Here is a 24,580-nt window from a genome sequence, read left to right on the forward strand (position 1 = left end):
CCGACCGGAGGGCCGTCCCGCTTCGTGCGGGGCGGCCCTCCGGCGTCGGTCAGGACCAGGCCGCGTTCCAGGTGGCCGGGCCGACGACGCCGTCCACGCCGAGCCCGTGGCGCTGCTGGAAGGACCGGCAGACCTGGGCGGAGGCGGGCCCGTACCAGCCGTCCGCGGTGATCGACCAGCCGCGGTCGGCCAGTCGGCGCTGCCACGTCAGGACGTCGTCCCCGTGCAGCATCGGCGTCTGCACCTTCAGGTACCGGCCGGGCCAGCGCGGCGGGCCGGACGGCGGGGTGGTGGCCTGCGCCGAGATGCGGGCCGCCGGGACGCCGCCGAGCGCCGGGTCCGCGGAGACGGTCCCCTCCCGGAAGGCCGGGACCCCGTAGCCGTACGGCGAGCCGGGGCCACGGCGCGGGCGGGACTTGAGGTAGACGCCGTCGCCCTCGGTGGAGCCGCTGTCGTTGGTGTTGCCCTCCACGGTCCGGATGGTGTCGGCGTCGTAGGCGACGACGACGCCGGTGTGGCTGCCGCCGCCGGGGCCGAGGTAGAAGGGGCCGCCGAGGACCGGGTACTCGGACCAGCGGTGGTGGTCGCGCCACCAGGCGACGGCGGTGAGGCAGGACGCGGTCATCGGCCAGAGCCCGTCCATGCCGGCCCGGTGGGCGGCCCAGGCCTCGAAGGTGGCGCACCAGGGCTGGCCGTCGGACCACTCCAGGCCGGGGGTCTCGGTGCTGTAGCGCTGTCGGTTGTTCCAGGTGCCGTCGGGGTCTCGGCCCTCGTGGCGGCCGACCTGGCCGAGCAGAAGGGCGGCGAACTCGTCACGCATGGGGAGCCTCCCGTTGTTCCGAGGTGGTTCTTCCCTCCCGGGCTGGTCAACGAGCCTGCGACACGCAGGTCATCGGTGGTGCGGAAGCACGAGGGGGGCGTCCGGCCGCCGGACTGTCGACGGATGTTTCACGTGGAACCGACGGACCTCGTGGCACCCTTGGCGGGTGATCACCGAACGGCCCCCGCGGGAGGCCCCCCTGCTCGGGCTGCTGCGCGGCCGAGGTTTCCGGCAACTGCTGACCGTCCGGCTGCTCTCGCAGCTCTCGGACGGGGCGTTCCAGGCCGCGCTGGCCGCCTCGGTGGTCTTCTCGCCGGAGAAGCAGTCCTCCCCCGCCGACATCGCCGCGATCGCGGCGGCGACGCTGCTGCCGTTCTCGGTGGTGGGCCCGTTCGCCGGGGTGCTGCTGGACCGCTGGCGGCGCCGGCAGGTGCTGCTGACGGGCAACCTGATCCGCGCGGTGCTCGGCCTGGCGACGGCGGCCCTGCTGCTGGGCGGGGCGCCGAAGTGGGCGTTCATCTCGGCGGCGCTGGTGGTGACGGCGATCAACCGGTTCATCCTGGCGGGCCTCTCGGCCTCGCTGCCCCGGGTGGTGGACCCCGCGCGGCTGGTCACCGCCAACGCGGTGTCGCCGACCCTGGGCGCGGTCGCGGCGGCCACCGGCGCGGGCGCCGGTTTCCTGGTGCACCTGGTGGTGCCGGCCGGCCCGCGCGCGGACGCCCTGACGGTGACGCTGTCCGGGCTGCTGTACCTGTCCGCCGCCCTGGCCGCGCAGCGCATCCCGGTCGACCGGCTGGGCCCCGACCAGTCGGACGGGCTCCCCCCGCTGCGCGAGACGCTGGCCGCCACCTGGTACGACCTGCTGGCCGGGCTGCGGCACCTGGTGCGGGACTGCCGTCCGGCGGTGCGCGCGCTGGCCGCGGCGACGCTGACCAAGTTCTGCTTCGGCGTGCTGACCGTCGTGGTGTTGATGCTGTCCCGCTACACCTTCAACAGCGCCTCGGACGAGACCGGCGGCCTGGCCAGCCTGGGCTGGGCGGTCGCGATGTCGGCGGCGGGCATGTTCCTGGCCGCGGTGGTCAGCCCGTGGTGCACCCGCAGGCTCGGCCTGAACGGCTGGGTGACGACCTGTCTGGTCGGCTCCGCGGTGTTCGTCCCGGCGCTCGGCCTGCCCTTCCGGGAGGCCCCGGCGATGGCCGCGGCGCTGCTGCTCGGCCTGACCACCCAGAGCACCAAGATCTGCGCCGACACCCTGGTGCAGGAGTCGGTGGAGGACGAGTACCGCGGCCGGGTGTTCGCCGTCTACGACGTCCTGGTGAACGTGGCGTTCGTCGCCGCGGCCGCCGTCACCGCGCTGGTCCTGCCGCTGAACGGCCGTTCGGCGACGGTGATGCTGGGCCTGGCGGCGCTGTACGCGCTCGGCGCGGTGCTGTACTTCCGCTCCTCCCGCCGCCCCTGACGGGGGGCCGGCCGCCGGAGCCGGGGGATCAGGACGCCGCCGTGCCTGTACGGTCAACCGCCCGCCGGGGAGGGGCGGTTGACCGATCGGGCTCAGTCCTGCGGCTGCTCGGCCCACCAGGCGCGCAGCGCGGCCACCGCGTCCTCGTGCGCCATCGGGCCGTGCTCCAGGCGCAGTTCGAGCAGGTGCTTGTAGGCGCGGCCGACCGCCGGGCCGGGGCGCAGGCCGAGCAGTTCCATGATCTCGTTGCCGTCCAGCGCGGGCCGGATCGAGTCCAGCTCCTCCTGGGCCTGGAGGGCGGCGATCCGCTCCTCCAGCGAGTCGTAGGTGCGGGCCAGCGCGGCGGCCTTGCGCTTGTTGCGGGTGGTGCAGTCGGAGCGGGTCAGCTTGTGCAGCCGGGACAGCAGCGGGCCGGCGTCGGTGACGTAGCGGCGGACCGCGGAGTCGGTCCACTCGCCGCCGCCGTAGCCGTGGAAGCGCAGGTGCAGCTCGACCAGCTTGGCCACCTCGTTGACCAGCTCGTTGGAGTACTTGAGCTCGCGCATCCGCTTGCGGGTCATCTTGGCGCCGACCACCTCGTGGTGGTGGAAGGAGACCCGGCCGTCGGGCTCGAAGCGGCGGGTGCGCGGCTTGCCGATGTCGTGCAGCAGCGCGGCCAGCCGGAGCACCAGGTCGGGGCCCCCGGTCTCCAGCGCGATGGCCTGCTCCAGCACGGTCAGCGAGTGTTCGTACACGTCCTTGTGCCGGTGGTGCTCGTCGCTCTCCAGGCGCAGCGCCGGCAGCTCGGGCAGCACGAAGTCGGCCAGGCCGGTGTCGACCAGCAGGCGCAGGCCCTTGACCGGGTGCTCGGCCAGCAGCAGCTTGTTCAGCTCGGCCTGGACGCGCTCGGCGGAGACGATGGTGATCCGCTCGGCCATCGCGGTCATCGCGGCGACCACCTCGGGCGCCGGGTCGAAGTCCAGCTGGGCGGCGAACCGGGCGGCGCGCATCATCCGCAGCGGGTCGTCGGAGAAGGACTCCTCGGGGGTGGCGGGGGTGCGCAGCACCCGGGCCTCCAGGTCCTCCAGGCCGCGGTGCGGGTCGACGAACCGCCGGCCGGGCAGGTCGACCGCCATCGCGTTGACGGTGAAGTCGCGGCGCACCAGGTCCTGCTCGATCGAGTCGCCGTAGCTGACCTCGGGCTTGCGCGAGGTGCGGTCGTACGCCTCGCTGCGGTAGGTGGTGATCTCGATCAGGAACGAACCCTCCGGGGTGTCCTTGCGGGCGCCGACGGTGCCGAACGCGATGCCCACGTCCCAGACCGCGTCGGCCCAGCCCTTGACCAGCTTGAGGATCTGCTGCGGGCGGGCGTCGGTGGTGAAGTCGAGGTCGTTGCCGAGCCGGCCGAGCAGGGCGTCCCGGACCGACCCGCCGACCAGCGACAGCCGGTGGCCGGCGTCCTCGAAGCGGCGGGCGATCTCGTCGGCGACCGGGGAGACCCGCAGCAACTCCTGCAGGCCGAGGGTCTGCGCCTCGGTCAGCCCCGGCAGGGCGACCCGGTCGGCGGAGCTGGAATGATTGGCGCTGGACGCATTGGCAGTGGACACGGCTCACAAGGGTACGTGCCCGGCCTGCTCCGCCGCCCTCCCGTTTCGCTCCCCCGGCCCGTCCGGCAGCTCCCGGGCCGCAGCACTGCGGCCCGGACGGCGTCGTTACCATGCCGGTGGACGCTCCCGGTGGGGGACCGCCCGGCCGGGTCGGCCGCGGCGGTGCGCGGAGTGATCGAGACGATCGGGAACGGCGAGGACGCGCGTGGACGAGCGGACCGGGCGGAACGCGGCAGTGGCGGCGCGTCGCGGACGGTGGACGGGCCGGCTGGCCAGGGGCGCCGCCGCCCTGCTGGCGGGCGGACTGGTCGGAGCGCTCTGCGCCGCCCCGGCGGCGGCGGCCCCCGGCCTGCTGCCCGCCGCGGCGGCCGAGTACCCGGCGGTGGTGCGGATCGACGCGCTGTCGAAGCAGGTCGCGTCCGAGAACTCGACCGTGGTCGTCACCGGCACGCTCACCAACTCCGGCACGTCGAAGTTCAAGGCGCCGACCGTGAAGGTGCGCCAGCCGCAGGCCCGGCCGATGAAGACCCGCAGCGAGATCGCCATGGCGGCGTCCCGGACCACCCCGAGCACCCTGGACGGCATCTCGCTGGACAGCCCGGCCCAGGGGCTCCAGGACCTGGAGCCCGGGAAGAGCGAGGACTTCTCGCTGTCGGTGCCGGTCTCCGCGCTGAAGGTCGGGGAGACCGGCACGTACGAGCTGGCGGTGGACGTCTGGGGCAGCACCGGCGACGAGAAGGCCCACCCGCTGGGCATCGCCCGGACCTTCCTGCCCTACCAGGGCAAGGAGTCCGCCCAGCCCTCGCAGCTGGCCGTGGTCTGGCCGCTCACCCACGCCCCGGTGCTGGCCGCGCAGACCATGGCGGACGCCGACCAGACGCCGGTGCTGCGCGACGACACCCTGGCCGCCGAGCTGACCGGCGACGGACGGCTGAACCGGCTGGTCGACCTCGGCTCCGGGCTGACCGGGCTGACCTGGGCGATCGACCCGGACCTGCTGGACACCGTGTACGCGATGACCAAGCCGTACCGGGTGCAGAGGCCGGGCACCTCCGGCGAGTCCGCGAGCGAGGAGAACACCGTCCCGGGCACCGGCCGGGACGCGGCGGCGGCCTGGCTGGCGAAGCTGCGCGCGGTGCTGGCCAAGCCGAACACCCAGGTGCTGTCGCTGCCGTACGCCGACCCCGACCTGGCCTCGATCGCGCACAACGGCGCGGGGCTGGCCGGGATGGACACCGCGCTGCGCAAGGCGGTGACGGCCGGTCAGATCACCGCCGAGGCCCGGCTGTCGGTGGACGCCGCCTCCGACGTGGCCTGGCCGTACCAGGGCCTGCTGGACCAGCGCACCGCGGCGGTGGCCGGGGCGGCCGGCGGCCGGGTCCTGCTGGTGGACGGCAGGTCGCTGCCGGACTCCGACAAGCTGTACTACACCCCGAACGCGGCCCGCTCGATCGGCAACGGGCAGACCGCGGTGGTCGGCGACTCCGTGCTGTCCTCGCTCTTCCAGTCCGACCTGGGCTCGGCCGGCGACCGCGCCTCGGCCGTGCAGCACTTCCTCGCCGAGACCTTGACCATCGCCTTCCAGGAGCCGGAGCACCCGCGCGGCCTGCTGGTGCTGCCGTCCCGCTCGCTGACCGGCGACGCCGCGCAGGCGCTGCACGACGCGGTGCTGGGCGCGGTCGGCGGCGGCTGGGTGGCGCCGACGGTCCTGCAGAAGGTCGCCGAGCAGAAGCCCGACCCGGCCGCGAACGCGTCCGTCCCGCAGTCGTACCCGGACGAGGCGGCCGGCAGCGAGCTGACCGCCGGCGAGCTGACCGCCACCATGCAGCTCCAGGACGGCGTGGACCAGCTGATGATGATCCTCACCGAGCCGGAGCGGGTGCGCGGTCCGTTCAGCGCCGCGATGGTGCGCGCGATGTCCACCGAGTGGCGCGAGCAGCCGAAGATCGGAACCGAGTTCCGGAACGGGGTCCGCAGCTACCTGGACAACCTCAAGTCCGCGGTCCGGGTCCCGAAGAAGACCGTGGTGACCCTGCCCGGCGACAACGCGACGCTGCTGGTCAGCGTGCGCAACGGGCTGACCCAGTCGGTCGGCAACCTGGAGCTGAAGATCACCTCGGCGCAGCCGAACCGCCTGCGGGTCGACTACCCGATCCAGCCCGTGGTGATGGACGCCGGCACCAGCCGCACCTTCCGCTTCCCGGCCGAGGCGCAGGTCAACGGCCCGGTCCAGGTGACCGCGCAGCTGTGGACCACCGGCCCGGACGCCCGGCCCTACGGCGAGGCGGTCGAGTTCACCGTCGACGTCACCTCGGTGGCCAGCGGCGTGACGTACGTGATCGCCGGCGGCACCGTGCTGATGGTCCTCGCCGGGGTCCGGTTCTACCTCCAGCGCAAGAAGCGCCGGGCGGCCGGCGAGGTCGACGAGGACCCGGACCGTCCGGCCGGGGGTCCCGCGGACGGCCCCGCCGACGGCCCCGCGGGCGCGCCGCGGGACGCCGGGCGGCCGTCCGACGCGGACCCCTCGTCCGCCGCCGGTGACACCGATCGGGTCGCCGGTGATGAGAAGGTGGATCACTAGGCCGCCCCACCCCCCGGGCGCCGTCCCCCCTCTCTGACGTGGATTGGTGGCATGAACGAGCGGAGCGAGCGAGCAACCAAGGACCAGGGCGGAGGCCGACCCCAGGACCGGGCGGGCGGCCCCCGCGCCGCCGCCCCCGCGGAGCCGGCCGCCGACTGGTACGTCGCCAACACCTACGCCCACGACCCCTACGCACCCGGGGCCTTCGGGAGCACCGACCCGTACGGCGCGATCGACCTGCCGGGCGCCGGGCCCGACGAGACGGACACCCCGGAGGGCTCGGCCGCGGTGCCCGGCCAGGGCGGCGGCGGCCCCGAGGCCACCCGGCAGCTGACCGCCCCGGCCCCGCGCTGGGCGTCGATCGCCGCCGAGCTGGCAGCGGAGGCGGGCCCGGAGGCCCCCGCGGAGGCACCCGCCGATGACGACCCGGCCGCACCCGCCGACGGCGCCCCGGCCGAAGCTCCGGCCGGGCCCCCGGGCGGGGCGGGCGCGGACGGGGCGGACGCGGACGGGGCGGACGCGGACGGGGCGGGCGCGGGCGGGAAGCCGTCCGGTGCGCGCTGGCGGATCGAGCCCGCCCCCGAGCCGGTGGGCGAGTACGTCGGGGTGGACTCGCTGCTCTCGAAGGCCCCCGCCGGCGCCGAACCGCCCGAGGACCCGGACGACGCCCCGGAAGGCAGCACGGAAGGCGGCCCGGACCCGGCCGGGGGCGCGGACGACGGCCCGGACGGCGGCACGGCGGGTCGGCACCCGTACGTGCCGCCGATCGAGTTCGACCCGCCGCTGTCCGAGGAGGAGGCGGTGATGCAGGCCGACGCGGCCGTGCTGGAGGCGAACGCCGCCGCCGCACCGCCGACCGCCGCCACCACCGCGCCCCCGCCCGCGCCCGCCCCGACCACGGGCGACGGCGGCGCGGGCCGGGTCTCCGGGCTGCTGAACTCCAGCGCCGTGATGGCGGCCGGCACCCTGGTCTCCCGGGGCACCGGCTTCCTGCGCACCATGGTGATCGCCGCCGCGATCGGCGTCGCCTCGATGGGCGACTCGTACAACGCCGCCAACACCCTGCCCACCCTGCTGTACATCCTGATCGGCGGCGGCGCGCTGAACGCGGTGTTCGTGCCGCAGCTGGTGCGCAGCATGAAGAACGACGAGGACGGCGGCACCGCCTACGCCAACCGGCTGCTCACCCTGGTGGTGACCGGCCTGGCGGGCGTGGTGTTCGTGGCGGTGCTGGCCGCGCCGGTGCTGGTGCAGCTGATCTCGCACGCGCTGATGCGCGACGCGGCGAGCGCCGACACCACGGTGGCGCTGGCCCGGTACTGCCTGCCGACCATCTTCTTCATGGGCGTGCACGTGGTGATGGGCCAGATCCTCAACGCGCGCGGCCGGTTCGGCGCGATGATGTGGACGCCGGTCCTGAACAACGTCGTGGTGATCTTCACCTTCGTGATGTACATCGCGGTGTACGGCACCTTCCAGCACACCGAGGTCACCCCGCGGTCGATCTCCCCCGAGGGCGTCCGGCTGCTCGGCATCGGCACCATGCTGGGCCTGGCGGTGCAGGCGCTGGCGATGATCCCGTACCTGCGGGCGGCGGGCTTCTCGTTCCGGCCCCGGTTCGACTGGCGCGGCCACGGCCTGGGCAAGGCCGCCCGGCTGGCCAAGTGGACCTTCCTGTTCGTGCTGGCCAACCAGGCGGGCTTCCTGGTGGTCACCCAGCTGGCCACCGCCTCGGGCCGGACCGCCGAGGCGGAGGGCCACCTCGGCGTCGGCCTGGCCGCCTACTCCAACGCGCTGCTGATCTGGCAGCTGCCGATGGCCGTCATCACCGTCTCGGTGATGAGCGTGGTGCTCCCCCGGCTCTCCCGGGCCGCCGCCGACCAGGACTCCGGCGCCGTCCGCGACGACCTCTCGTACGGCCTGCGCACCTCGGCGGTGGCGATCGTCCCGGCGGCGTTCCTGTTCCTGTCGCTGGGCCCGGTGATCGGCTCCTCGATCTACGGCCTGGGCAACGGCGGCGCGGTCGCCCACGGCACCACCGCGGTCGGCTACATGCTCTCCGCGTTCGCCCTCGGCCTGATCCCGTACTCGGTGCAGTACGTGCTGCTGCGCGGCTTCTACGCGTACGAGGACACCCGGACGCCGTTCTCCAACACCGTCTGGGTGGCGCTCACCCAGGCCGCCACCGCGGTGCTGTGCTGGCTGGTGCTGCCCGCCCAGTGGGCGGTCACCGGCATGGCGCTGGGCTACGGCCTGGCCTACGCGGTCGGGGTGTTCGTCGCGGTGCCGAAGCTGAAGGCGAAGGTCGGCGACCTGGACACCGCCCGGATCACCAAGACCTACGTCCGGCTGGCGATCGCCTCGCTGCCCGCCGCCGCCGTCGGCCTGGCCGTCGAACTGCTCGCCCTGCAGGTGCTGGACGGCTGGATCGGCAACGTGCTGACCCTGCTGGTCGCGGGCGGCGCGCAGCTCGCGGTCTTCCTGGTGCTGGCGCGGAAGATGCGGGTCGAGGAGCTGAGCGCCCTCACCGGAATGGTCCGCAGGCGGCTCGGCCGCTGAACCGCCCCCGCTCCCCCGGTTGACTGGACGTCAACCCGGACGAGGACGAACCGTCGGAACCTCAGTACGCTTTGCCTGGGCCGGAGTCGGGGCACACCCCCGGTTCCGGCCCATTCGTCTGCTGTTCCGCCGGAAGTGGGCAATCGGGCAACCTCCCGCCACTCTCAGAGGTCGTACCCGACGTCCGGTAGTGGGCACAATTGACCCTGCACGGCCGACCGCTCCGGTACGGAGCCATCGACCGTCCTGGGATGGACCGGGGCGACACAAGGGGAGGCAGGACCACGGTGGCTGACGGCACCAAGGCGATCGTCGACACGTCCGAGGCGGACGGGGCGGCGACCGAGGCCGCACCGGCGGCCGCGGAGCGCGACGCCGGCTCCGAGCGCGGGTCCGAACACGGCTCCGACCACGACTCCGACCGCGGCCCGGACGCCGAGGGTCCGGCCGGGAGCACCCCGAACGGCGCGGTGCGGGCCGCCGCCAACGGCTCCGCGAAGGCCGGGGCGAAGGGCGGCACCAAGCCGGGCGCGCGGACCGAACCGAAGGGCGGCGACCGCGGGAACGGCAAGAGCACCACGAAGGCGGACCCGAAGACCACCCCGCTGCGCGCAGCGGCCCCGAAGAGCGCCCCCGCCTCCCCCGGCGCCTCCCCCGCTCCCGATGCCCCTGCCGCTCCCGGCGTCCCTGCCGCCCCCGGCACCTCTGCCGCCCCCGCCGCCGAGCCGGCACCGGCCCCGCCCGCCGAGGCCACCGCCCCGCTCTCCGCCCAGGAGATCGACGCCGAGCTCACCGCCCAGGGGGCCCGCCCGGAGCGCCCCTCCCGCGTCCGCGGCGTGCGCCGCCCGCTGCCGCCGGTCGAACCCTCCGAGCCCGCCCCGGCTACCAGCACCGAGACCCTGGACGCCGACACCGCCACCCTGCCCACCGTGCTGCCCGCCCCGCAGCGGCACAGCGGCGACAAGATCGGCGCCCGCTACCGGCTGGAGGAGTGCATCTCCGAGTCGGAGACCTTCACCAGCTGGCGCGCCGTCGACGAGAAGCTCCGCCGCGCCGTCGGCGTCCACCTGCTCGCGGCCGGCCACCGCCGTGCCAAGTCGGTGCTCACCGCCGCCCGCAGCGCCGCCCTGCTCGGCGACCCGCGCTTCGTCCAGGTGCTGGACGCGGTGCAGGAGGGCGAGCTGGTCTACGTCATCCGCGAGTGGCTGCCCGGCGCCCGGGACCTCGGCGAGCTGCTGGCGGACGGCCCGATGGAGCCGTACGACGCGTACCAGATGGTCCGCCAGGTCACCGACGCGATCGCCGCCGCCCACCGGCGCGGCCAGGCGCACCTGCGGCTCACCCCCAAGTGCGTGCTGCGCACCGACGGCGGCCAGTACCGGATCAACGGCATCGCGGTGGACGCGGCGCTGCGCGGCCTGCCCGCGGAGGACGCCGAACTGACCGACGTCCGGGCGATCGGCGCGCTGCTGTACGCGGCGCTCACCCACCGCTGGCCCTACCCGGAGGACCGCTACGACCTCCAGGGCCTGCCCAAGGACCTCGGCTGCGTCCCGCCGGACCAGGTCCGGGCGGGCGTCCACAAGGGCCTCGCGGAGCTCGCCGCCCGCATCCTGTGCGAGCAGCCCCCGCACCACAAGGAGCCGATCACCACCCCCGCCGAGCTGGCCGCGGCGATCGACCTGATGCCGAAGATCCGGCAGCCCGAGCAGCCCGTCCCGCCCGCGCTGCGCGCCCTGCCCGCCGCCCGGCCGCGCTACGCGAGCAGCGCGCCGACCCAGGCGCTCCCCCGCACCGAGCCCGTCCCGGCGCCCGGGCCCGTCCCCGTCGCCGCGGCCCCCGCCCCGCGCCGCCGCGGGCTGCGCCGGCTGCTCAAGTGGACCGCCTCGCTGGTCGCGCTCTCCGCGGTGGCGGTCGGCTCCTGGCAGCTGGCCCAGTACGTCAACCACCAGGACACCGCCACCGGCGGCCACAGCACCCCCGCGCCCGTCCCGGCCGGCGTGTCCCCCGCCCCCGCCGGGGAGAAGCTCACCATCTCCGCGCTCGCCCCGTTCAACGCGTTCGGCGACACCAAGGACGAGCACAGCAGCGAACTGTCGAACGCCACCGACGGCAACCCGGCCACCGCCTGGACCACCCAGCGCTACAACGACCAGTTCGGCGGCGCCTACCGGCCCGGCACCGGCATCCTGATCGACCTCGGCTCGGCCCGCGAGGTCGACTCGGTGGACGTCCAGTTCATCGGCGACACCAAGGCGGAGCTGAAGGCCGCGCCCGGCGGCACCAACAGCGCTCCGAACGCCGACGACGCGGGCTTCCGCAGCTTCGGCGCCTCGATCGCCTCCGGTTCGGGCAGCAAGGTCGCCCTGAAGCCCGCCAAGCCGGTCACCACCCGGTACCTGCTGCTCTGGCTGACCAACGTCCCGACCAACGACGACGGTGGCGGCTTCCGCGGCAAGGTGGCCGAGGTCCAGGTCAACGGCTGACCCCCGCCCCGAACCGCCGCCCCCGGATGCCGCCGGACACCGCGCACCCCTTGATCCGCTCCGGCGCATCCCCAACGATGTGACCCACGGCCGCCGAAGCGGACGGCCGAACCGCAAGGAGGGGGCGGATGGCCGAGGAGCCCACCGACGCCGAACTGCTCGCCCGGCACACCGCGGGCGACCCGGACGCCTTCGGGCTGCTGGTGCACCGCCACCGCGACCGCCTGTGGGCCGTCGCGGTGCGCACCCTCGGCGACCGCGAGGAGGCCGCCGACGCGCTCCAGGACGCCCTGGTCTCCGCGTTCCGCGCCGCCGCCGGGTTCCAGGGCCGCTCGGCGGTCACCACCTGGCTGCACCGCATCGTGGTCAACGCCTGCCTGGACCGCGCCCGCCGCGGCGCGGTCCGCCGGGCCGAGTCGCTCGACCAGCGGCCGGACGGCGCCGCGGAGCGCGCGCTGGGCGCCGCCGAGGGCGCGGAGAGCCACGCGGTGCGGGCCGAGACCCGCCGCGAGGTGGCCGACGCGCTGGCCGAGCTGCCCGCCGAGCAGCGGGCCGCCCTGGTGCTGGTCGACATGCAGGGCTACCCGGTGGCCGAGGCCGCCGAGGTGCTCGGCGTCCCGGTCGGCACCGTGAAGAGCCGCTGCGCCCGCGGCCGGGCCCGGCTGCTGCCGCTGCTGCGCCACCTCGGTCCGGGCACCGTTCCACGTGGAACCGAACCGGCCGCCCGCCCCGCCGCCGTTCCACGTGGAACGGCCGTCGCGTCCGCCGGTGTTCCACGTGGAACCGGCCCGGACCGGCGTCCCGCCGGTGTTCCACGTGGAACACCGGCGGGCCCGGACGGCGGCGGCACCGCCCCGCCCGGCCCCCGCGACGGGAACCCGAACCCGCCCTCCCCCGTCCCATCCACGGATCCCTCGCCCGCGCTGGAAGGAGATGCGACCCCGCGATGACGCCGCACCCGCCTTCCGAGCACCCCGATCTGGACGCCCTCGCCGACCTCGCCGAGGAACTGCTGCCGCCCGAGCGGGCTGCCGCGCTGCACGCGCACCTGGCCCACTGCCCGTCCTGCGCCGAGGACTTCGCGGCCCTGTGCGGCCTCCCCGCGCTGCTGGCGGACGTCCCCGCCCCCGCCCTGCCGCCGGACGTCGCGGACCGGCTGACGGCCGCCCTGGCCGCCGAGTCCGCCGCCCGCGCCGAGCGCCACCCGTGGCCGCCCGCACCGGCCGTCCCAGACGCCCCCGCCGTCCGCACCGCTTCCGCCCCGCCCCGCACCACTGCCCCGACCGGCTCCCCGTCCGGCGCCACCGGCCCCGGCCGCCCGGCCCGCCGCCGTCGCGGCGCCCGGCTGCTGCTCGCCACCGCGGCCGTCGCGGTGGCGGCGCTCGCCGTCGGCCTGGGCGGCTCGCTGCTGGGCCAGGACGCGGGCCGGCAGGACAGCGCCGCCAGCCGCCCCGCCGCCGGCCGTTCCACCGCGGCCGACAGCCCGGCCCTCGCCGACGGCTCCCGCCCGACCGACACCGCCGGGGCGACCGGCACCACCGGCACCGCCGCGCCCCAGCAGGTCGCCCCGGGCAGCGGCGCGGAGGACGGTCCGGAGTTCACCGCCGACCGGCTGCCCGCCCAGGTCCGGCAGCTGCTGGAGGGCAAGGCGCCGCACCAGCTCGGCCAGGCCACCTCCGACGGACCGGCTGCGGCCCCGTCCTGCGCGCTGGAGGCCGCCGGGCACCCCGGCGAGCGGCCCGCCGCCACCGCTCCGGGCCGCTACCAGGGGCGGCCGGTGCTGGCCCTGGTGTTCCGCCCGCCCGGCGGCGGCGGGCCGCTGGACGTCTACCTGGCCACTCCGGACTGCCCCGGATCGACGATCCTGCTGCACAGCTCCGTCCCCGCCCCCTGATTCCTCGCCCGGCCGGTCCCCGCGCGCCCGGAGCACGGGCGGTTGGTGCGGCCGGGCCTGGGAATGCGGGAGACTGGTGAGTCGTTGTCCGGGGCGGCGGAGCAGACCGCCCTCCCCCGCGCGAGCGGGACGCCAGGCAGACCAGGAGATGCAGTGAGCGACGTCCGAAACGTGATCATCATCGGTTCCGGCCCGTCCGGATACACCGCTGCGCTGTACACCGCGCGTGCTTCCCTCCAGCCGCTGGTGTTCGAGGGCGCGGTCACCGCGGGCGGCGCGCTGATGAACACCACCGAGGTGGAGAACTTCCCGGGCTACCGCGACGGCATCATGGGCCCCGAGCTGATGGACAACATGCGGGCCCAGGCCGAGCGCTTCGGCGCCGAGCTGGTGCCGGACGACGTCGTCGCGGTCGACCTGACGGGCGAGATCAAGACCGTCACCGACTCCGAGGGCACCGTGCACCGCGCCCGCGCCGTGATCGTCGCCACCGGCTCGCAGCACCGCAAGCTCGGCCTGCCCAACGAGGACAAGCTCTCCGGCCGCGGCGTCTCCTGGTGCGCGACCTGCGACGGCTTCTTCTTCCGCGACCAGGACATCGCGGTGGTCGGCGGCGGCGACACCGCCCTGGAGGAGGCGACCTTCCTGTCCCGCTTCGCCCGCAGCGTCACGGTCATCCACCGGCGCAACTCGCTGCGCGCCTCCAAGGCGATGCAGGAGCGCGCCTTCGCCGACCCGAAGATCACCTTCGCCTGGGACAGCGCGGTCGAGGAGATCCACGGAGACCCGAAGCTCTCCGGCCTGACCCTGCGCGACACCAACACCGGGGACTTGCGCGAGCTGGCCGTCACCGGCCTGTTCATCGCCATCGGCCACGACCCGCGCACCGAACTGTTCAAGGGCCAGCTGGACTTGGACGCCGAGGGCTACCTCACGGTGGACGCCCCCTCCACCCGCACCAACCTCCCCGGCGTCTTCGCCGCGGGCGACGTGGTGGACCACACCTACCGCCAGGCCATCACCGCGGCCGGCACCGGCTGCTCCGCCGCGCTGGACGCCGAGCGCTACCTGGCCGCGCTGGCCGACGCGGACGAGGCCCCGGCCGCCGCCGTCGCGGTCTGACGCCCGGTCAGGTTCGCCCGGGCGGGAGCAGAAACAGATCCGCCCCCGTCGTTGTTATCACTGACGCACCTCTCCTCCGACCCCAAGGAGTTCCCGTGGCCGGCGCCACCAAGGAAGTAACCGACGCCACCTTCGACGCCGAGGTCCTCAAGAGCGACAAGCCCGTCCTCGTCGACTTCTGGGCCACCTGGTGCGGCCCGTGCCGCCAGGTCGCCCCGGTTCTGGAGGACATCGCGGCCGAGCACGGCGACAAGCTGACCGTCGTCAAGCTCGACGTGGACGCCAACCAGGAGACCGCCGCGGCGTACAACGTGATCTCCATCCCGACGCTCAACGTGTACAAGGGCGGCGAGCTGGTGAAGACCATCACCGGCGCCCGTCCGAAGGCCGCGCTGCTGCGCGAGCTGGCCGAGTACCTGTAGGCCCGACCGTCACCGAGGCGGCCCGGACGGAGACCCCGTCCGGGCCGCCTCGGCGTCTCCGGGGCCGTCCGGGGCTTCGTCAGGAAGCCCTGAGCGCCCGGGCCGTCGCCCGGGCGCGGGCGCCCCGGCGCGGAGAACGGCTCCCTCAGAGCGGCCGGAGCACCGGTTCCGGCCGCCGCCCGCCGAGCAGCCGCTCCAGCGCGCCCTCCACGTCGCCCTTCCAGGAGAGCGTGGTGCGCGCCTCCAGGCGCAGCCGCGGGTACCGGTGGTGCGGCCGGACGGTCTTGAAGCCCACCGCCAGCAGGTGGTCGGCGGGCAGCACGCAGCTCGGCACCTCCCGCCCCTGCGCGCCGAACGCCTCGATCGCCCGGAAGCCGCGCCGGACCAGGTCCTTGGCCACCGACTGCACCAGCACCCGGCCCAGACCCTGCCCCTGGAAGTCCGGCAGCACCCGGGCGACCATCAGCTGCACCGCGTCCGGCGAGATCGGACTGGTCGGGAAGGACTGCCCGCGCGGCACGTAGGCGGGCGGGGCGTAGAGCACGAACCCGGCCGGGCGGTCGTCCACGTAGGCGACCCGGCCGCAGGAGCCCCACTCCAGCAGTACCGCGGAGATCCAGCCCTCCTTCTCCAGCTCCCCCTTGCCGGCGTCCTGCGCGTCCCGCCCGCTGACCGGGTCGAGCTCCCAGAAGACGCAGGAGCGGCAGGTGTTCGGCAGATCCGAGAGGTTGTCCAGCGTCAGCGGAACGACCCTCCGTCCCACGCCCGCACCTCCTCCTCCAGGCGGAAACCGTCCAGACCCCAGTCTGCTCCGCCCAACGGAACGGGTGCACGTTTCACGTGAAACATGCACCCGTGGATCGCCGTCCGGGACCGCCGGTCAGGACAGCGACAGGCCCTGCTCGCCGGGGGCCAGGCTGTCCAGGATCCGGTTCAGGTCCTCGACCGAACCGAACTCCAGTACCACCTTGCCCCGGCCGAACTTGCCGTCGCGCTGCGCGACCTCGACCTTGACCCGGGTCTCGAAGCGGTCCGAGAGCCGCCCGGCCAGCTCGTCGAAGGCCGGGGAGGGCAGCTGGGCCCCGCGCGACGGGGCCTTCTTCGGCTTCGGCTCGGTGCCCGCCAGCAGCTGGGCCACCTCCTCGGTGCTGCGCACCGACAGCTCCTCGGCCACCACCCGCTCGGCCAGCTTCTCCTGCCGCTCGGCGTCCGGCACCATCAGGATCGCCTTGGCGTGCCCCGCGGTGATCACCCCGGCCGCCACCTTCAGCTGTACCGAGACCGGCAGCTTCATCAGCCGCAGCGTGTTGGAGACGTGCGAACGGGACTTGCCGACCCGGCTCGCCAACTGGTCGTGGGTGCAGGCGAAGTCGCGCAGCAGCTGGTCGTAGGCGGCGGCCTCCTCCAGCGAGTTCAGCTCGGCGCGGTGCAGGTTCTCCAGCAGCGCGTCCAGCAGCAGCTTGTCGTCCTCGGTGGCCCGGACGATCGCCGGGATGACGTCCAGCCCGGCGATCCGGGAGGCCCGCCAGCGGCGCTCACCCATGATCAGCTCGTAGCGCTCCGGTCCGGTCTGACGGACCACCACGGGCTGGAGCAGGCCGACCTCCTTGATCGAGGCGACCAGTTCGGCGAGCTTCTCCTCGTCGAACACCTCGCGCGGCTGGCGCGGGTTGGGGCTGATCGACTCCAGCGGCAGCTCGGCGAACCGAGCGCCGTTCACCGGGGCCAGCGCCGCCTCCAGGACGCTGCGGCGCTGGTCGCCGGCCAGCTCCCGCAGGCTCTCCGCGGCGGCCTTGGCCGCCACCGTGCCGCGGTCGGTCGGCACCACCGGCGCCGCCGCGACGGGCGCGGCCTCGGCCGGCTCGGCCGGAGCTCCCCCGGCGGCCGGCTGGGTCGCCGGGATCAGCGCCCCCAGACCCCTGCCCAGACCCCTGCGCGTGCCACTCACCGGTTGCCCTCCATCGAACTGTGCTGTGCCGTCGGCGCGGACGTCTCCCCGCCGCTCTGCGGCGGAACGACCGCCGCGTTCGCCCGGTGCCGACCGACCGTCGGCTTGGCGACCTCGGCCCGCAGCGCCAGCTCGCGGGCCGCCTCCAGGTAGGAGAGCGCGCCGGTGGAACCGGGGTCGTAGGACAGGACGGTCTGCCCGTAGCTGGGGGCCTCGGAGATGCGCACCGACCGCGGGATCGCGGTGGCCAGCACCTCCTTCTCGAAGTGCGCCCGCACCTCCTCGGCGACCTGCGCGGCCAGCCTGGTCCGGGCGTCGTACATGGTGAGCAGGATGGTCGAGACGTGCAGCGACGGGTTCAGGTGCGCCCGCACCAGTTCCACGTTGCGCAGCAGCTGGCCCAGGCCCTCCAGCGCGTAGTACTCGCACTGGATCGGGATCAGCACCTCCTGGCCGGCCACCATCGCGTTGACGGTGAGCAGGCCCAGCGAGGGCGGGCAGTCGATCAGGACGTAGTCGAGCGGCTGCTCGTACGCGGCGATGGCGCGCTGCAGCCGGCTCTCCCGGGCGACCAGCGAGACCAGCTCGATCTCGGCGCCCGCCAGGTCGATGGTGGCCGGGCAGCAGAACAGCCCCTCCACGTCGACCACCGGCTGCACCACGTCGGCCAACGGCTTGCCCTCGACCAGCACGTCGTAGATCGACGGCACCTCGGCGTGGTGGTCGATGCCGAGCGCGGTCGAGGCGTTGCCCTGCGGGTCGAGGTCGATGACCAGCACCCGCAGCCCGTGCATGGCCAGCCCGGCGGCCAGGTTGACGGTGGTGGTGGTCTTGCCCACCCCGCCCTTCTGGTTGGCGACCACCATCACCCGGGTCGCGGCGGGCCGGGGCAGCGCCTCCCCGGTGTGCCCGGCAACCGGGACGGCGGCGGACGCGGCCCGTGCGACGGGGGTGTCATCCACCTGATCGACGATCTCCGACTCCTGCATGGGGGTCAGTGTTTCACGTGAAACCGGGGCCGCGACAGTCACCTCCGGATGACTGTCCCGGGTCCGGTTGCGGTCTTGATCCAGTACGCCGGAGAGCAGGAAGCGACGTTTCACGTGAAACACGATGCCCGGAATGTCATGATCCGCCGGGCCGACACTCCGAGCCCGCCCGAACCGAAACGGGGCGGGCGGCCCCTCGGCCACCCGCCCCGAACACCAGTGCCAGCCGGGCCCGACGGTCCCGCCGCACCCGCTCCGGCTCGACCCCGCCGCCACCCGCTCCGGCTCGCCGCCACCCGCTCCGGCTCGGCGTCATCCGCTCCGGCTCAGCGCCGCCCGCGGCTCCCGCCGCGCCGCCCGGTGCCCTCGCCACCCTTGCCACCGCGCCCGGCCCGGGCCGCCCTGGCCCGCCGGGTGGCCGCCTTGACGCCGCCGGGGCTCTCCCCCGCCTCCACCCGGACCACCCGGGTCGGGGTCACCAGCACGCCCTCGCCGACCCCGATCACCGACCACTTCACCGCGCCGAGCCGGGCCAGCGCCGCCCGCGACTCCGCCAGCTCCTGCTCGGCGGTGTCGCCCTTCAACGCCAGCATCTGGCCGTAGGGCCGCAGCAGCGGCATGCCCCAGCCGGCCAGCCGGTCCAGCGGCGCGACCGCGCGGGCGGTCACCACGTCCACCGCCAGCTTGCCGATCGTCTCCTCGGCCCGGCCGCGCAGCACCGTGACGTTCTCCAGACCGAGCTCGCGCACCACCTCCTCCAGGAAGGTGGTGCGCCGCAGCAGCGGCTCCAGCAGGGTCACCGACACGTCCGGCCGGGCCAGCGCCACCGGGATGCCCGGCAGCCCGGCGCCCGAACCGACGTCGCACAGCGAGACCCCGGCGGGCAGCAGCTCGGCCAGCACCGCGCAGTTGAGCACGTGCCGGTCCCACAGCCGGGGCACCTCGCGCGGGCCGATCAGCCCGCGCTGCACCCCTGCGGTCGCCAGCAGCTCGGTGTAGCGCACGGCCAGCGGCAGCCGATCGCCGAAGATCCGTCCCGCCGCCTCCGGTGCCTGACCCGGCCCCTCCAGCGGCGCCTCGGACTCCGTGCCGTCCCTGTCCATCTCTGCCTCTCCGCTCACCGTCGAATCCACCCGCCCTACCAGCACTGTTCCACGTGAAACACCACTCCGCCGCAGAGCCGACGACCCCGCCCGCGCGAGGCGGGCGGGGTCGGACGCCGGAACGGCAACACCACCGGCGTCAGGCCGGCAGCACGACCACGCAGCGCTGGGGCTCCTCGCCCTCCGACTCGCTGCGCAGCCCCGCGGCGGCCACCGCGTCGTGCACCACCTTGCGCTCGAACGGGGTCATCGGCCGCAGCTTGACCTGCTCGCCGGTGCCCTTGACCCGCTCGGCGGCCTCCGCGCCCAGCTCCGCGAGCTCGGCCCGCTTGCGCGCCCGGAAGCCCGCGACGTCCAGCATCAGACGGCTGCGCTCACCGGTCTCCCGGTGCACGGCCAGCCGGGTCAGCTCCTGGAGCGCCTCCAGCACCTCGCCGTCCTGGCCCACCAGCCGCTGCAGCGTCCGGTCGTCGCCCTCGCCGACGATGGAGACCAGCGCCCGGTCCCCCTCGACGTCCATGTCGATGTCGCCGTCCAGGTCCGCGATGTCCAGCAGACCCTCCAGGTAGTCGGCGGCGATGTCACCCTCGTGCTCCAGACGCGAGAGGACGCTCTCACCGGCCGGGGCGGTGTCGACGGCGGAGGTGGTGCCATCCGTCACAGGTGGACTCCTTCGGAAACGAGGCCCTCGGGTGGGGCCGGGAACGAGGGTGGGTGACTACTTCTTCTTCGGCCGCTGGCCGCCCTGGCCACCGCGCCGCGGCTGCTGGCGCTGGCCCTGGCCCGGCTGGGCCCCCGGCTTCGGCCCGCCCGCCTTCGTACCGGACTTCCCGGCCGACGCGGCCCCGGCCGGGGTGGCCCGCGCCTCGTCAGCCGCCGTGTCCTGCGCGTCCTGCGCGTCCGGGTGCTCCCCGGTCTGCGCCTGGTGGGTCGCGGACGCCTGCCGCTGCGCCTTGCTCTGCTTGCGCGGCTGCTGCCGGCGCACCTGCACGCTCTCCTCGACCGCCGCCTGGGCGTCGGCCGCCGCGCCGCCCTTGGAACCGCCCTTGAGCATCGCCGCCAGGCCGGCCTTCTGGATCGAGCCGTCCGGGTTGATCCGGCCCTGCTTCTTCAGCCGGGCCTGGCGCTCGTCCCACGCCTTGCTGCCCGGCGTCGGGTTGTTGCGGATCACGACCAGCTGCTGGCCCATCGACCAGACGTTGGTGGTCAGCCAGTAGACCAGCACACCGACCGGGAAGTTGATGCCCATCACGGCGAACATCACCGGGAAGACGTACATCAGCATCTTCTGCTGCTGCATGAACGGCGTCTTGACCGACAGGTCGACGTTCTTGGTCATCAGCTGGCGCTGGGTGACGAACTGGGACAGCGACATCAGCACGATCATGACCGCGCAGACGATCTGGATCTGGACGCTGTCCGCGCCGACGAACTTGGCCGACAGCGGGGCGCCGAAGATGCGCGCCCGCTGGGCGCTCTCCAGCAGCGGCGTGTTGATGACGCCGATCGTCTTGTCGATGGCGATCGAGTGGAGCACGCCGTAGAGGGCGGTGAAGAACGGCGCCTGCACGAGGATCGGAAGGCACGAGGAGAACGGGTTGGTGCCCGCCTCCTTGTACAGCTTCATCATCTCTTCGGACTGGCGCTGCTTGTCGTTCTTGTAGCGCTCCTGGATGGCCTTCATCTTCGGCTGGATCGCCTGCATGGCCCGGGTCGCCTTGATCTGCTTCACGAAGAGCGGGATCAGGCAGATCCGGATGACGACCACCATCATCACGATGGACAGGCCCCACGCCAGGCCGCCGTCCGGATCGAAGACGTGGCTGAACAGCGAGTGGAACTGGACGATGATCCAGGACACCGCTGTGTAGAGGGGACTCAGAAAGCCGAGGATCACCGGTCAGACTCCTTGGACATCGGGCTTCGCCACCGGCTCCGGCTCGGCGGTCCCGCTCGTGGGGTTCAGCAGATTGCGCAGCCGGCGGTGCCACACCGGGTGCTTTCGCGGCGGAACATGGTCGACCCCACCGGGAGACCAAGGATTGCAGCGCAGGATGCGCCAGACGGTCAGCCAACCGCCCTTGATCGCGCCGTGGACGCGAACCGCCTCGTACCCGTAGCGCGAGCACGAGGGGTAATAACGGCACACCGGACCGAGCAGCGGACTGATGGTCCACTGGTAGAGCCTGATCAGGCCCATCAGCAGGTACTTCATCGCCCTGTTCCCGTCGGGGCACTGCCGGTCGGTTCGGACCTGAGCAGGCGGCGCAGCGCCGCGTCCAGGTCGTGTTCGAGATCCTGGTAGGGAGCCGTCGCCGCAGCCGGCAGCGCCCTTACCACTATCAGGCTACCTGCGGGGAACCGGGACAGGCGCTCTCGGACCAAGTGACGCAGGCGACGCTTGACCGCGTTGCGGACCACGGCCGGCCCCACGGCCTTGCTCACGACGAAACCCGCACGCGCCGAAGGGGGCCCTTCGGCGACGTGCGGGTGGAAGTCGCTGTTCCGGTCGGCCCCCGTGTCGGGCGCCACCTCTCTGTGGAGGTGGACCACCAGCAGGGGCCGACCGGCGCGACGACCGCGTTTCACCGCGGTCGTGAAGTCCTGGCGCCGCCGCAGCCGATTCTCGGTGGGCAGCACTGCAGACCCTCTGCGCGGATCAGGCGGACAGGGCGCTGCGGCCCTTGGCGCGACGCGACGCCAGGATGGCGCGGCCGGCGCGGGTACGCATACGCAGCCGGAAGCCGTGGGTCTTGGCGCGACGACGGTTGTTCGGCTGGAAGGTGCGCTTGCTCACTCGGGGGCTCCTGGGGTGAATCGTAGGATGACGGGGAATCGCTTGGCCGTCACCGTGCGTCCGCGCGATCTCCCCTTGCACTGGGAAATCCGGACCCCGACACCCAGATCTGCTGGGCTGGGACCACCACGGCGCCCGTGCTGCGCGCGTCATGGAAGCGGGCGGACCCGCGGACATGCGGCAGCGGCCATCGACAACTCGACCTGGTTACGGTACGCGGGAGCGGGTCCGAGGGTCAAACCAGGTGGCCGCCACGCCGTTACCCACAGCCTGTGGACAGAAACTTGAATCAGCTCTGCGCGCTGACTACCGTTGCAGGACTTGTCTCTTTTGTTCTCCGCCCGTGGCCGCCCCGGTGAGGCGGCACCCGGACCTCCCGTCCTGACCTGCCTGGCTCCCCCTGCTCGGGGAACGAGAAAGCGTGTACCAGTGGCTGATGTCAACAGCGATCTCGTCCTGATGTGGTCGAGGGTCGTCGAGCGACTGGTCAGCGACAGCGATGTCGTGGAGAAGGACAAGAACTGGGTGCGGCGCACCCAGCCGATGTGGATGATGCACGACACCGCCCTGCTCGCGGCGCCCAACGAGTTCGCCAAGCAGGTGCTGGAGGGCCGGCTGCTGCCGCAGCTGACCGAGGCCATCTCGCAGGAGTTCGGCCGCCAGGTCCGGATCGCGGTGATGGTGGACGCCACCGCCGCCCCGGCCGGCGAGCCCGACCCGGAGTCGGACCTCGACCACGAGCCCGTCCCGGAGTGGCCGCACCCGCGCCCCGAGCCGTCGTACCCGGCGCACGCCGAGCAGCCCTATTCGGCGCACGCCGAGCAGCCCTACCCGGTCCGGACCGAGCAGCCCTACCCGGGCGGCGGGCCCGGCTACCAGCAGCCCGGGCCGCCGCCCGGGAGCTGGCCGGGCCGGGGCGGGGACGACTACCAGCGCTCGGCGTACCCGCCCCCCGGCTACCCGGCGGCCGAGCCCTACCGGACGCCCGCGCAGGCCCCGTACCGCGACCACCAGCCCGGCGCGGAGGCCGGCGGCTGGGGGGAGCCGGCCCCGCTGCCCGAGCGGCGGCCCGACCCGGCCCCGCGGCGCTCGCACCGGCCGGGCCCGGACTCGGCGCAGGGCGACCTGTTCGGCGGGGCGCTCGGCTCCCCGGACGAGGACCGGCCGCGCCAGGGCGGCTCCCGGCGCGGCGCCCGCCCCGCCGCGCAGCAGCACGCCCAGGTCGAGCGGACCCCCGGCGTCCCGGCCCCGCCCGGCGCTCCCCCGGCCGGCGGCCCGCGCAAGGACGAGCCGAACGCCCGGCTGAACCCCAAGTACCTGTTCGACACCTTCGTGATCGGCGCCTCCAACCGCTTCGCGCACGCCGCGGCGGTGGCGGTCGCCGAGGCGCCCGCCAAGGCGTACAACCCGCTCTTCGTCTACGGCGAGTCCGGGCTCGGCAAGACCCACCTGCTGCACGCCATCGGGCACTACTCGCGCAGCCTGTTCCCGGGCACCCGGGTGCGGTACGTGAGCTCGGAGGAGTTCACCAACGAGTTCATCAACTCGATCCGGGACGGCAAGGCGGACGCGTTCCGCAAGCGCTACCGGGACATCGACATCCTGCTGGTCGACGACATCCAGTTCCTGGCCAGCAAGGAGTCGACGCAGGAGGAGTTCTTCCACACCTTCAACACCCTGCACAACGCCAACAAGCAGATCGTCCTCTCGTCGGACCGGCCGCCCAAACAGCTGATCACCCTGGAGGACCGGCTCCGCAACCGCTTCGAGTGGGGGCTGATCACCGACGTCACCCCGCCGGAGCTGGAGACCCGGATCGCGATCCTGCGCAAGAAGGCGATCCAGGAGCAGCTGAACGCCCCGGCCGACGTGCTGGAGTTCATCGCCTCCCGGATCACCCGGAACATCCGGGAGCTGGAGGGCGCGCTGATCCGGGTCACCGCCTTCGCCAACCTGAACCGGGCCCCGGTGGACCTGGAGCTGGCCGGCATCGTCCTGAAGGACCTGATCCCGGGCGGGGACGAGGACGCGGGGCCGGAGATCACCGCGCAGGTGATCATGCAGCAGACCGCCGCGTACTTCGGGCTGGGCGTGGAGGACCTGTGCGGCTCCTCCCGCAGCCGGGTGCTGGTGACCGCCCGGCAGATCGCGATGTACCTGTGCCGGGAGCTGACCGACCTGTCGCTGCCGAAGATCGGTGCCCAGTTCGGCGGCCGGGACCACACCACGGTGATGCACGCGGACCGCAAGATCCGCTCGCTGATGGCCGAGCGCCGGTCCATCTACAACCAGGTCACCGAGTTGACCAACCGCATCAAGAGCTAGCTAACAAAACCGGGGTACCGCGGGGACCGACCGGACCGCGGTCGGCTCGAAGGCTCAAAAGCCTTGAGCAGAGCGGTAGTTGACGTATCGAAGGGGAGTCGGGCCGAGGCGGCCCGACTCCCCTTTCGGCTGCCCGGAGCGTTGCCCGGACGACCGGAGCGTTACCCGGACGAGTGGTGCGCGTGCGGCGGAGAGCACTCGTCCGGGTGGCCGGGCCGCCCTTCGGCGGACCGCGGCGGGGGCCCTGTAGTAGGGGCGGGCCGCGGGCGGGCGATCGAACGCGGCGGTGCCCGCCCGGCCGGCCGGATCCGTCCGGTCGGGGTCGGCCCTGGGCCGAACGGGGGTGTGGAAGGGCTTCCGGCGGGGCAGAAACACCCGGAACGGCCCCTTGCGCGGGCCCTTCGCACCGGCGAACGTTTGCGCGGCAAATCGAACGGTTCGGGTGCGCACCCCCGGTTGTCCACAGGAACGGGTGGGTTTTCCCCGTCC

At 74.0% G+C, this 24,580-nt stretch carries 20 protein-coding genes; 9 read left to right on the forward strand and 11 right to left on the reverse strand.

Features of this window, described 5'->3' with window-relative positions:
* Positions 1-49: 49 nt before the first annotated feature.
* The gene (locus ACIQVD_RS17260; protein WP_402289918.1) at positions 50-820 is read right to left on the reverse strand and encodes a peptidoglycan-binding protein; all 771 of its coding nucleotides are present in this window, start codon (positions 818-820) and stop codon (positions 50-52) included.
* A gap of 166 nt (positions 821-986) precedes the next feature.
* On the opposite strand from ACIQVD_RS17260, the gene ACIQVD_RS17265 reads away from it, so the two are divergent.
* Entirely contained in the window at positions 987-2,279 is a 1,293-nt protein-coding gene (locus tag ACIQVD_RS17265) for an MFS transporter (protein WP_402289920.1), read from the forward strand.
* Positions 2,280-2,371: 92 nt separating this feature from the next.
* Here ACIQVD_RS17265 and ACIQVD_RS17270 read toward each other — a convergent pair whose 3' ends face one another.
* The gene (locus tag ACIQVD_RS17270; protein ID WP_402290085.1) at positions 2,372-3,808 is read right to left on the reverse strand and encodes a CCA tRNA nucleotidyltransferase; all 1,437 of its coding nucleotides are present in this window, start codon (positions 3,806-3,808) and stop codon (positions 2,372-2,374) included.
* A 262-nt stretch (positions 3,809-4,070) separates the two neighbouring features.
* Between ACIQVD_RS17270 and ACIQVD_RS17275 the strand changes: the two genes are divergently transcribed.
* The 7 genes from ACIQVD_RS17275 (at position 4,071) to trxA (ending at position 14,929) form a co-directional block, all read left to right on the forward strand.
* Positions 4,071-6,446, forward strand: coding sequence for a DUF6049 family protein (locus ACIQVD_RS17275; RefSeq protein WP_402289922.1), 2,376 nt, complete (start codon positions 4,071-4,073; stop codon positions 6,444-6,446).
* Between the two features lie 51 nt (positions 6,447-6,497).
* Complete coding sequence (murJ, locus tag ACIQVD_RS17280; protein WP_402289924.1) at positions 6,498-9,005, forward strand: murein biosynthesis integral membrane protein MurJ; 2,508 nt, start codon at positions 6,498-6,500, stop codon at positions 9,003-9,005.
* Positions 9,006-9,292: 287 nt separating this feature from the next.
* Positions 9,293-11,491, forward strand: coding sequence for a serine/threonine protein kinase (locus tag ACIQVD_RS17285; protein ID WP_402289927.1), 2,199 nt, complete (start codon positions 9,293-9,295; stop codon positions 11,489-11,491).
* 128 nt (positions 11,492-11,619) lie between these two features.
* Positions 11,620-12,441 carry an RNA polymerase sigma factor SigM gene (gene sigM, locus ACIQVD_RS17290; RefSeq protein ID WP_402289929.1) on the forward strand — a complete coding sequence of 274 codons (822 nt, stop codon included), beginning with the start codon at positions 11,620-11,622 and terminating at the stop codon, positions 12,439-12,441.
* Positions 12,438-13,385, forward strand: coding sequence for a hypothetical protein (locus ACIQVD_RS17295; protein ID WP_402289931.1), 948 nt, complete (start codon positions 12,438-12,440; stop codon positions 13,383-13,385). The genes sigM and ACIQVD_RS17295 overlap by 4 nt, the downstream gene beginning before the upstream one ends.
* Before the next feature lie 153 nt (positions 13,386-13,538).
* On the forward strand, positions 13,539-14,507 hold the full coding sequence (trxB, locus tag ACIQVD_RS17300; protein WP_400682776.1) for a thioredoxin-disulfide reductase: 969 nt from the start codon (positions 13,539-13,541) through the stop codon (positions 14,505-14,507).
* A 95-nt stretch (positions 14,508-14,602) separates the two neighbouring features.
* Positions 14,603-14,929: a thioredoxin gene (trxA, locus tag ACIQVD_RS17305; protein ID WP_014137010.1), complete on the forward strand. Its 327-nt coding sequence runs from the start codon at positions 14,603-14,605 to the stop codon at positions 14,927-14,929.
* Between the two features lie 145 nt (positions 14,930-15,074).
* On the opposite strand, the gene ACIQVD_RS17310 is transcribed toward trxA, so the two are convergent.
* The 9 genes from ACIQVD_RS17310 to rpmH all read right to left on the reverse strand — a co-directional run bounded on the left by ACIQVD_RS17310 (position 15,075) and on the right by rpmH (position 21,766).
* Entirely contained in the window at positions 15,075-15,692 is a 618-nt protein-coding gene (locus ACIQVD_RS17310; RefSeq protein ID WP_400682773.1) for a GNAT family N-acetyltransferase, read from the reverse strand.
* 117 nt (positions 15,693-15,809) lie between these two features.
* On the reverse strand, positions 15,810-16,877 hold the full coding sequence (locus tag ACIQVD_RS17315; RefSeq protein ID WP_400682770.1) for a ParB/RepB/Spo0J family partition protein: 1,068 nt from the start codon (positions 16,875-16,877) through the stop codon (positions 15,810-15,812).
* Positions 16,874-17,866, reverse strand: coding sequence for a ParA family protein (locus ACIQVD_RS17320; RefSeq protein WP_100837229.1), 993 nt, complete (start codon positions 17,864-17,866; stop codon positions 16,874-16,876). The genes ACIQVD_RS17315 and ACIQVD_RS17320 overlap by 4 nt, the downstream gene beginning before the upstream one ends.
* 326 nt (positions 17,867-18,192) lie before the next feature.
* Positions 18,193-18,969, reverse strand: coding sequence for a 16S rRNA (guanine(527)-N(7))-methyltransferase RsmG (gene rsmG, locus ACIQVD_RS17325; RefSeq protein ID WP_402290087.1), 777 nt, complete (start codon positions 18,967-18,969; stop codon positions 18,193-18,195).
* Between the two features lie 139 nt (positions 18,970-19,108).
* On the reverse strand, positions 19,109-19,630 hold the full coding sequence (locus ACIQVD_RS17330; RefSeq protein ID WP_400682767.1) for a protein jag: 522 nt from the start codon (positions 19,628-19,630) through the stop codon (positions 19,109-19,111).
* Positions 19,631-19,687: 57 nt separating this feature from the next.
* Positions 19,688-20,866, reverse strand: coding sequence for a membrane protein insertase YidC (yidC, locus tag ACIQVD_RS17335; protein ID WP_400682765.1), 1,179 nt, complete (start codon positions 20,864-20,866; stop codon positions 19,688-19,690).
* Between the two features lie 3 nt (positions 20,867-20,869).
* Positions 20,870-21,184: a membrane protein insertion efficiency factor YidD gene (yidD, locus tag ACIQVD_RS17340; RefSeq protein ID WP_100837226.1), complete on the reverse strand. Its 315-nt coding sequence runs from the start codon at positions 21,182-21,184 to the stop codon at positions 20,870-20,872.
* Positions 21,181-21,609, reverse strand: a complete 429-nt coding sequence (gene rnpA / locus ACIQVD_RS17345) for a ribonuclease P protein component (protein WP_400682761.1) — start codon at positions 21,607-21,609, stop codon at positions 21,181-21,183. The genes yidD and rnpA overlap by 4 nt, the downstream gene beginning before the upstream one ends.
* 19 nt (positions 21,610-21,628) lie before the next feature.
* Complete coding sequence (rpmH, locus tag ACIQVD_RS17350) at positions 21,629-21,766, reverse strand: 50S ribosomal protein L34 (RefSeq protein WP_043915359.1); 138 nt, start codon at positions 21,764-21,766, stop codon at positions 21,629-21,631.
* Between the two features lie 429 nt (positions 21,767-22,195).
* Here rpmH and dnaA point away from each other — a divergent pair, with 429 nt between their 5' ends.
* Entirely contained in the window at positions 22,196-24,091 is a 1,896-nt protein-coding gene (gene dnaA, locus ACIQVD_RS17355; protein WP_400682756.1) for a chromosomal replication initiator protein DnaA, read from the forward strand.
* Positions 24,092-24,580: the final 489 nt, after the last annotated feature.

It is taken from the genome of Kitasatospora sp. NPDC090308 (genome assembly GCF_044769485.1).
In the GTDB taxonomy this organism is placed as follows: Bacteria; Actinomycetota; Actinomycetes; order Streptomycetales; family Streptomycetaceae; genus Kitasatospora; species Kitasatospora fiedleri.

What these genes read in the sequence shown, in the direction of transcription:
- ACIQVD_RS17260 (WP_402289918.1), bottom strand. Translation starts at nt 820, where the DNA reads ATGCGTGACGAGTTCGCCGCCCTTCTGCTCGGCCAGGTCGGCCGCCAC.
- murJ (WP_402289924.1), top strand. Translation starts at nt 6,498, where the DNA reads ATGAACGAGCGGAGCGAGCGAGCAACCAAGGACCAGGGCGGAGGCCGA.
- sigM (WP_402289929.1), top strand. Translation starts at nt 11,620, where the DNA reads ATGGCCGAGGAGCCCACCGACGCCGAACTGCTCGCCCGGCACACCGCG.
- ACIQVD_RS17295 (WP_402289931.1), top strand. Translation starts at nt 12,438, where the DNA reads ATGACGCCGCACCCGCCTTCCGAGCACCCCGATCTGGACGCCCTCGCC.
- ACIQVD_RS17320 (WP_100837229.1), bottom strand. Translation starts at nt 17,866, where the DNA reads ATGCAGGAGTCGGAGATCGTCGATCAGGTGGATGACACCCCCGTCGCA.
- rsmG (WP_402290087.1), bottom strand. Translation starts at nt 18,969, where the DNA reads ATGGACAGGGACGGCACGGAGTCCGAGGCGCCGCTGGAGGGGCCGGGT.
- yidD (WP_100837226.1), bottom strand. Translation starts at nt 21,184, where the DNA reads ATGAAGTACCTGCTGATGGGCCTGATCAGGCTCTACCAGTGGACCATC.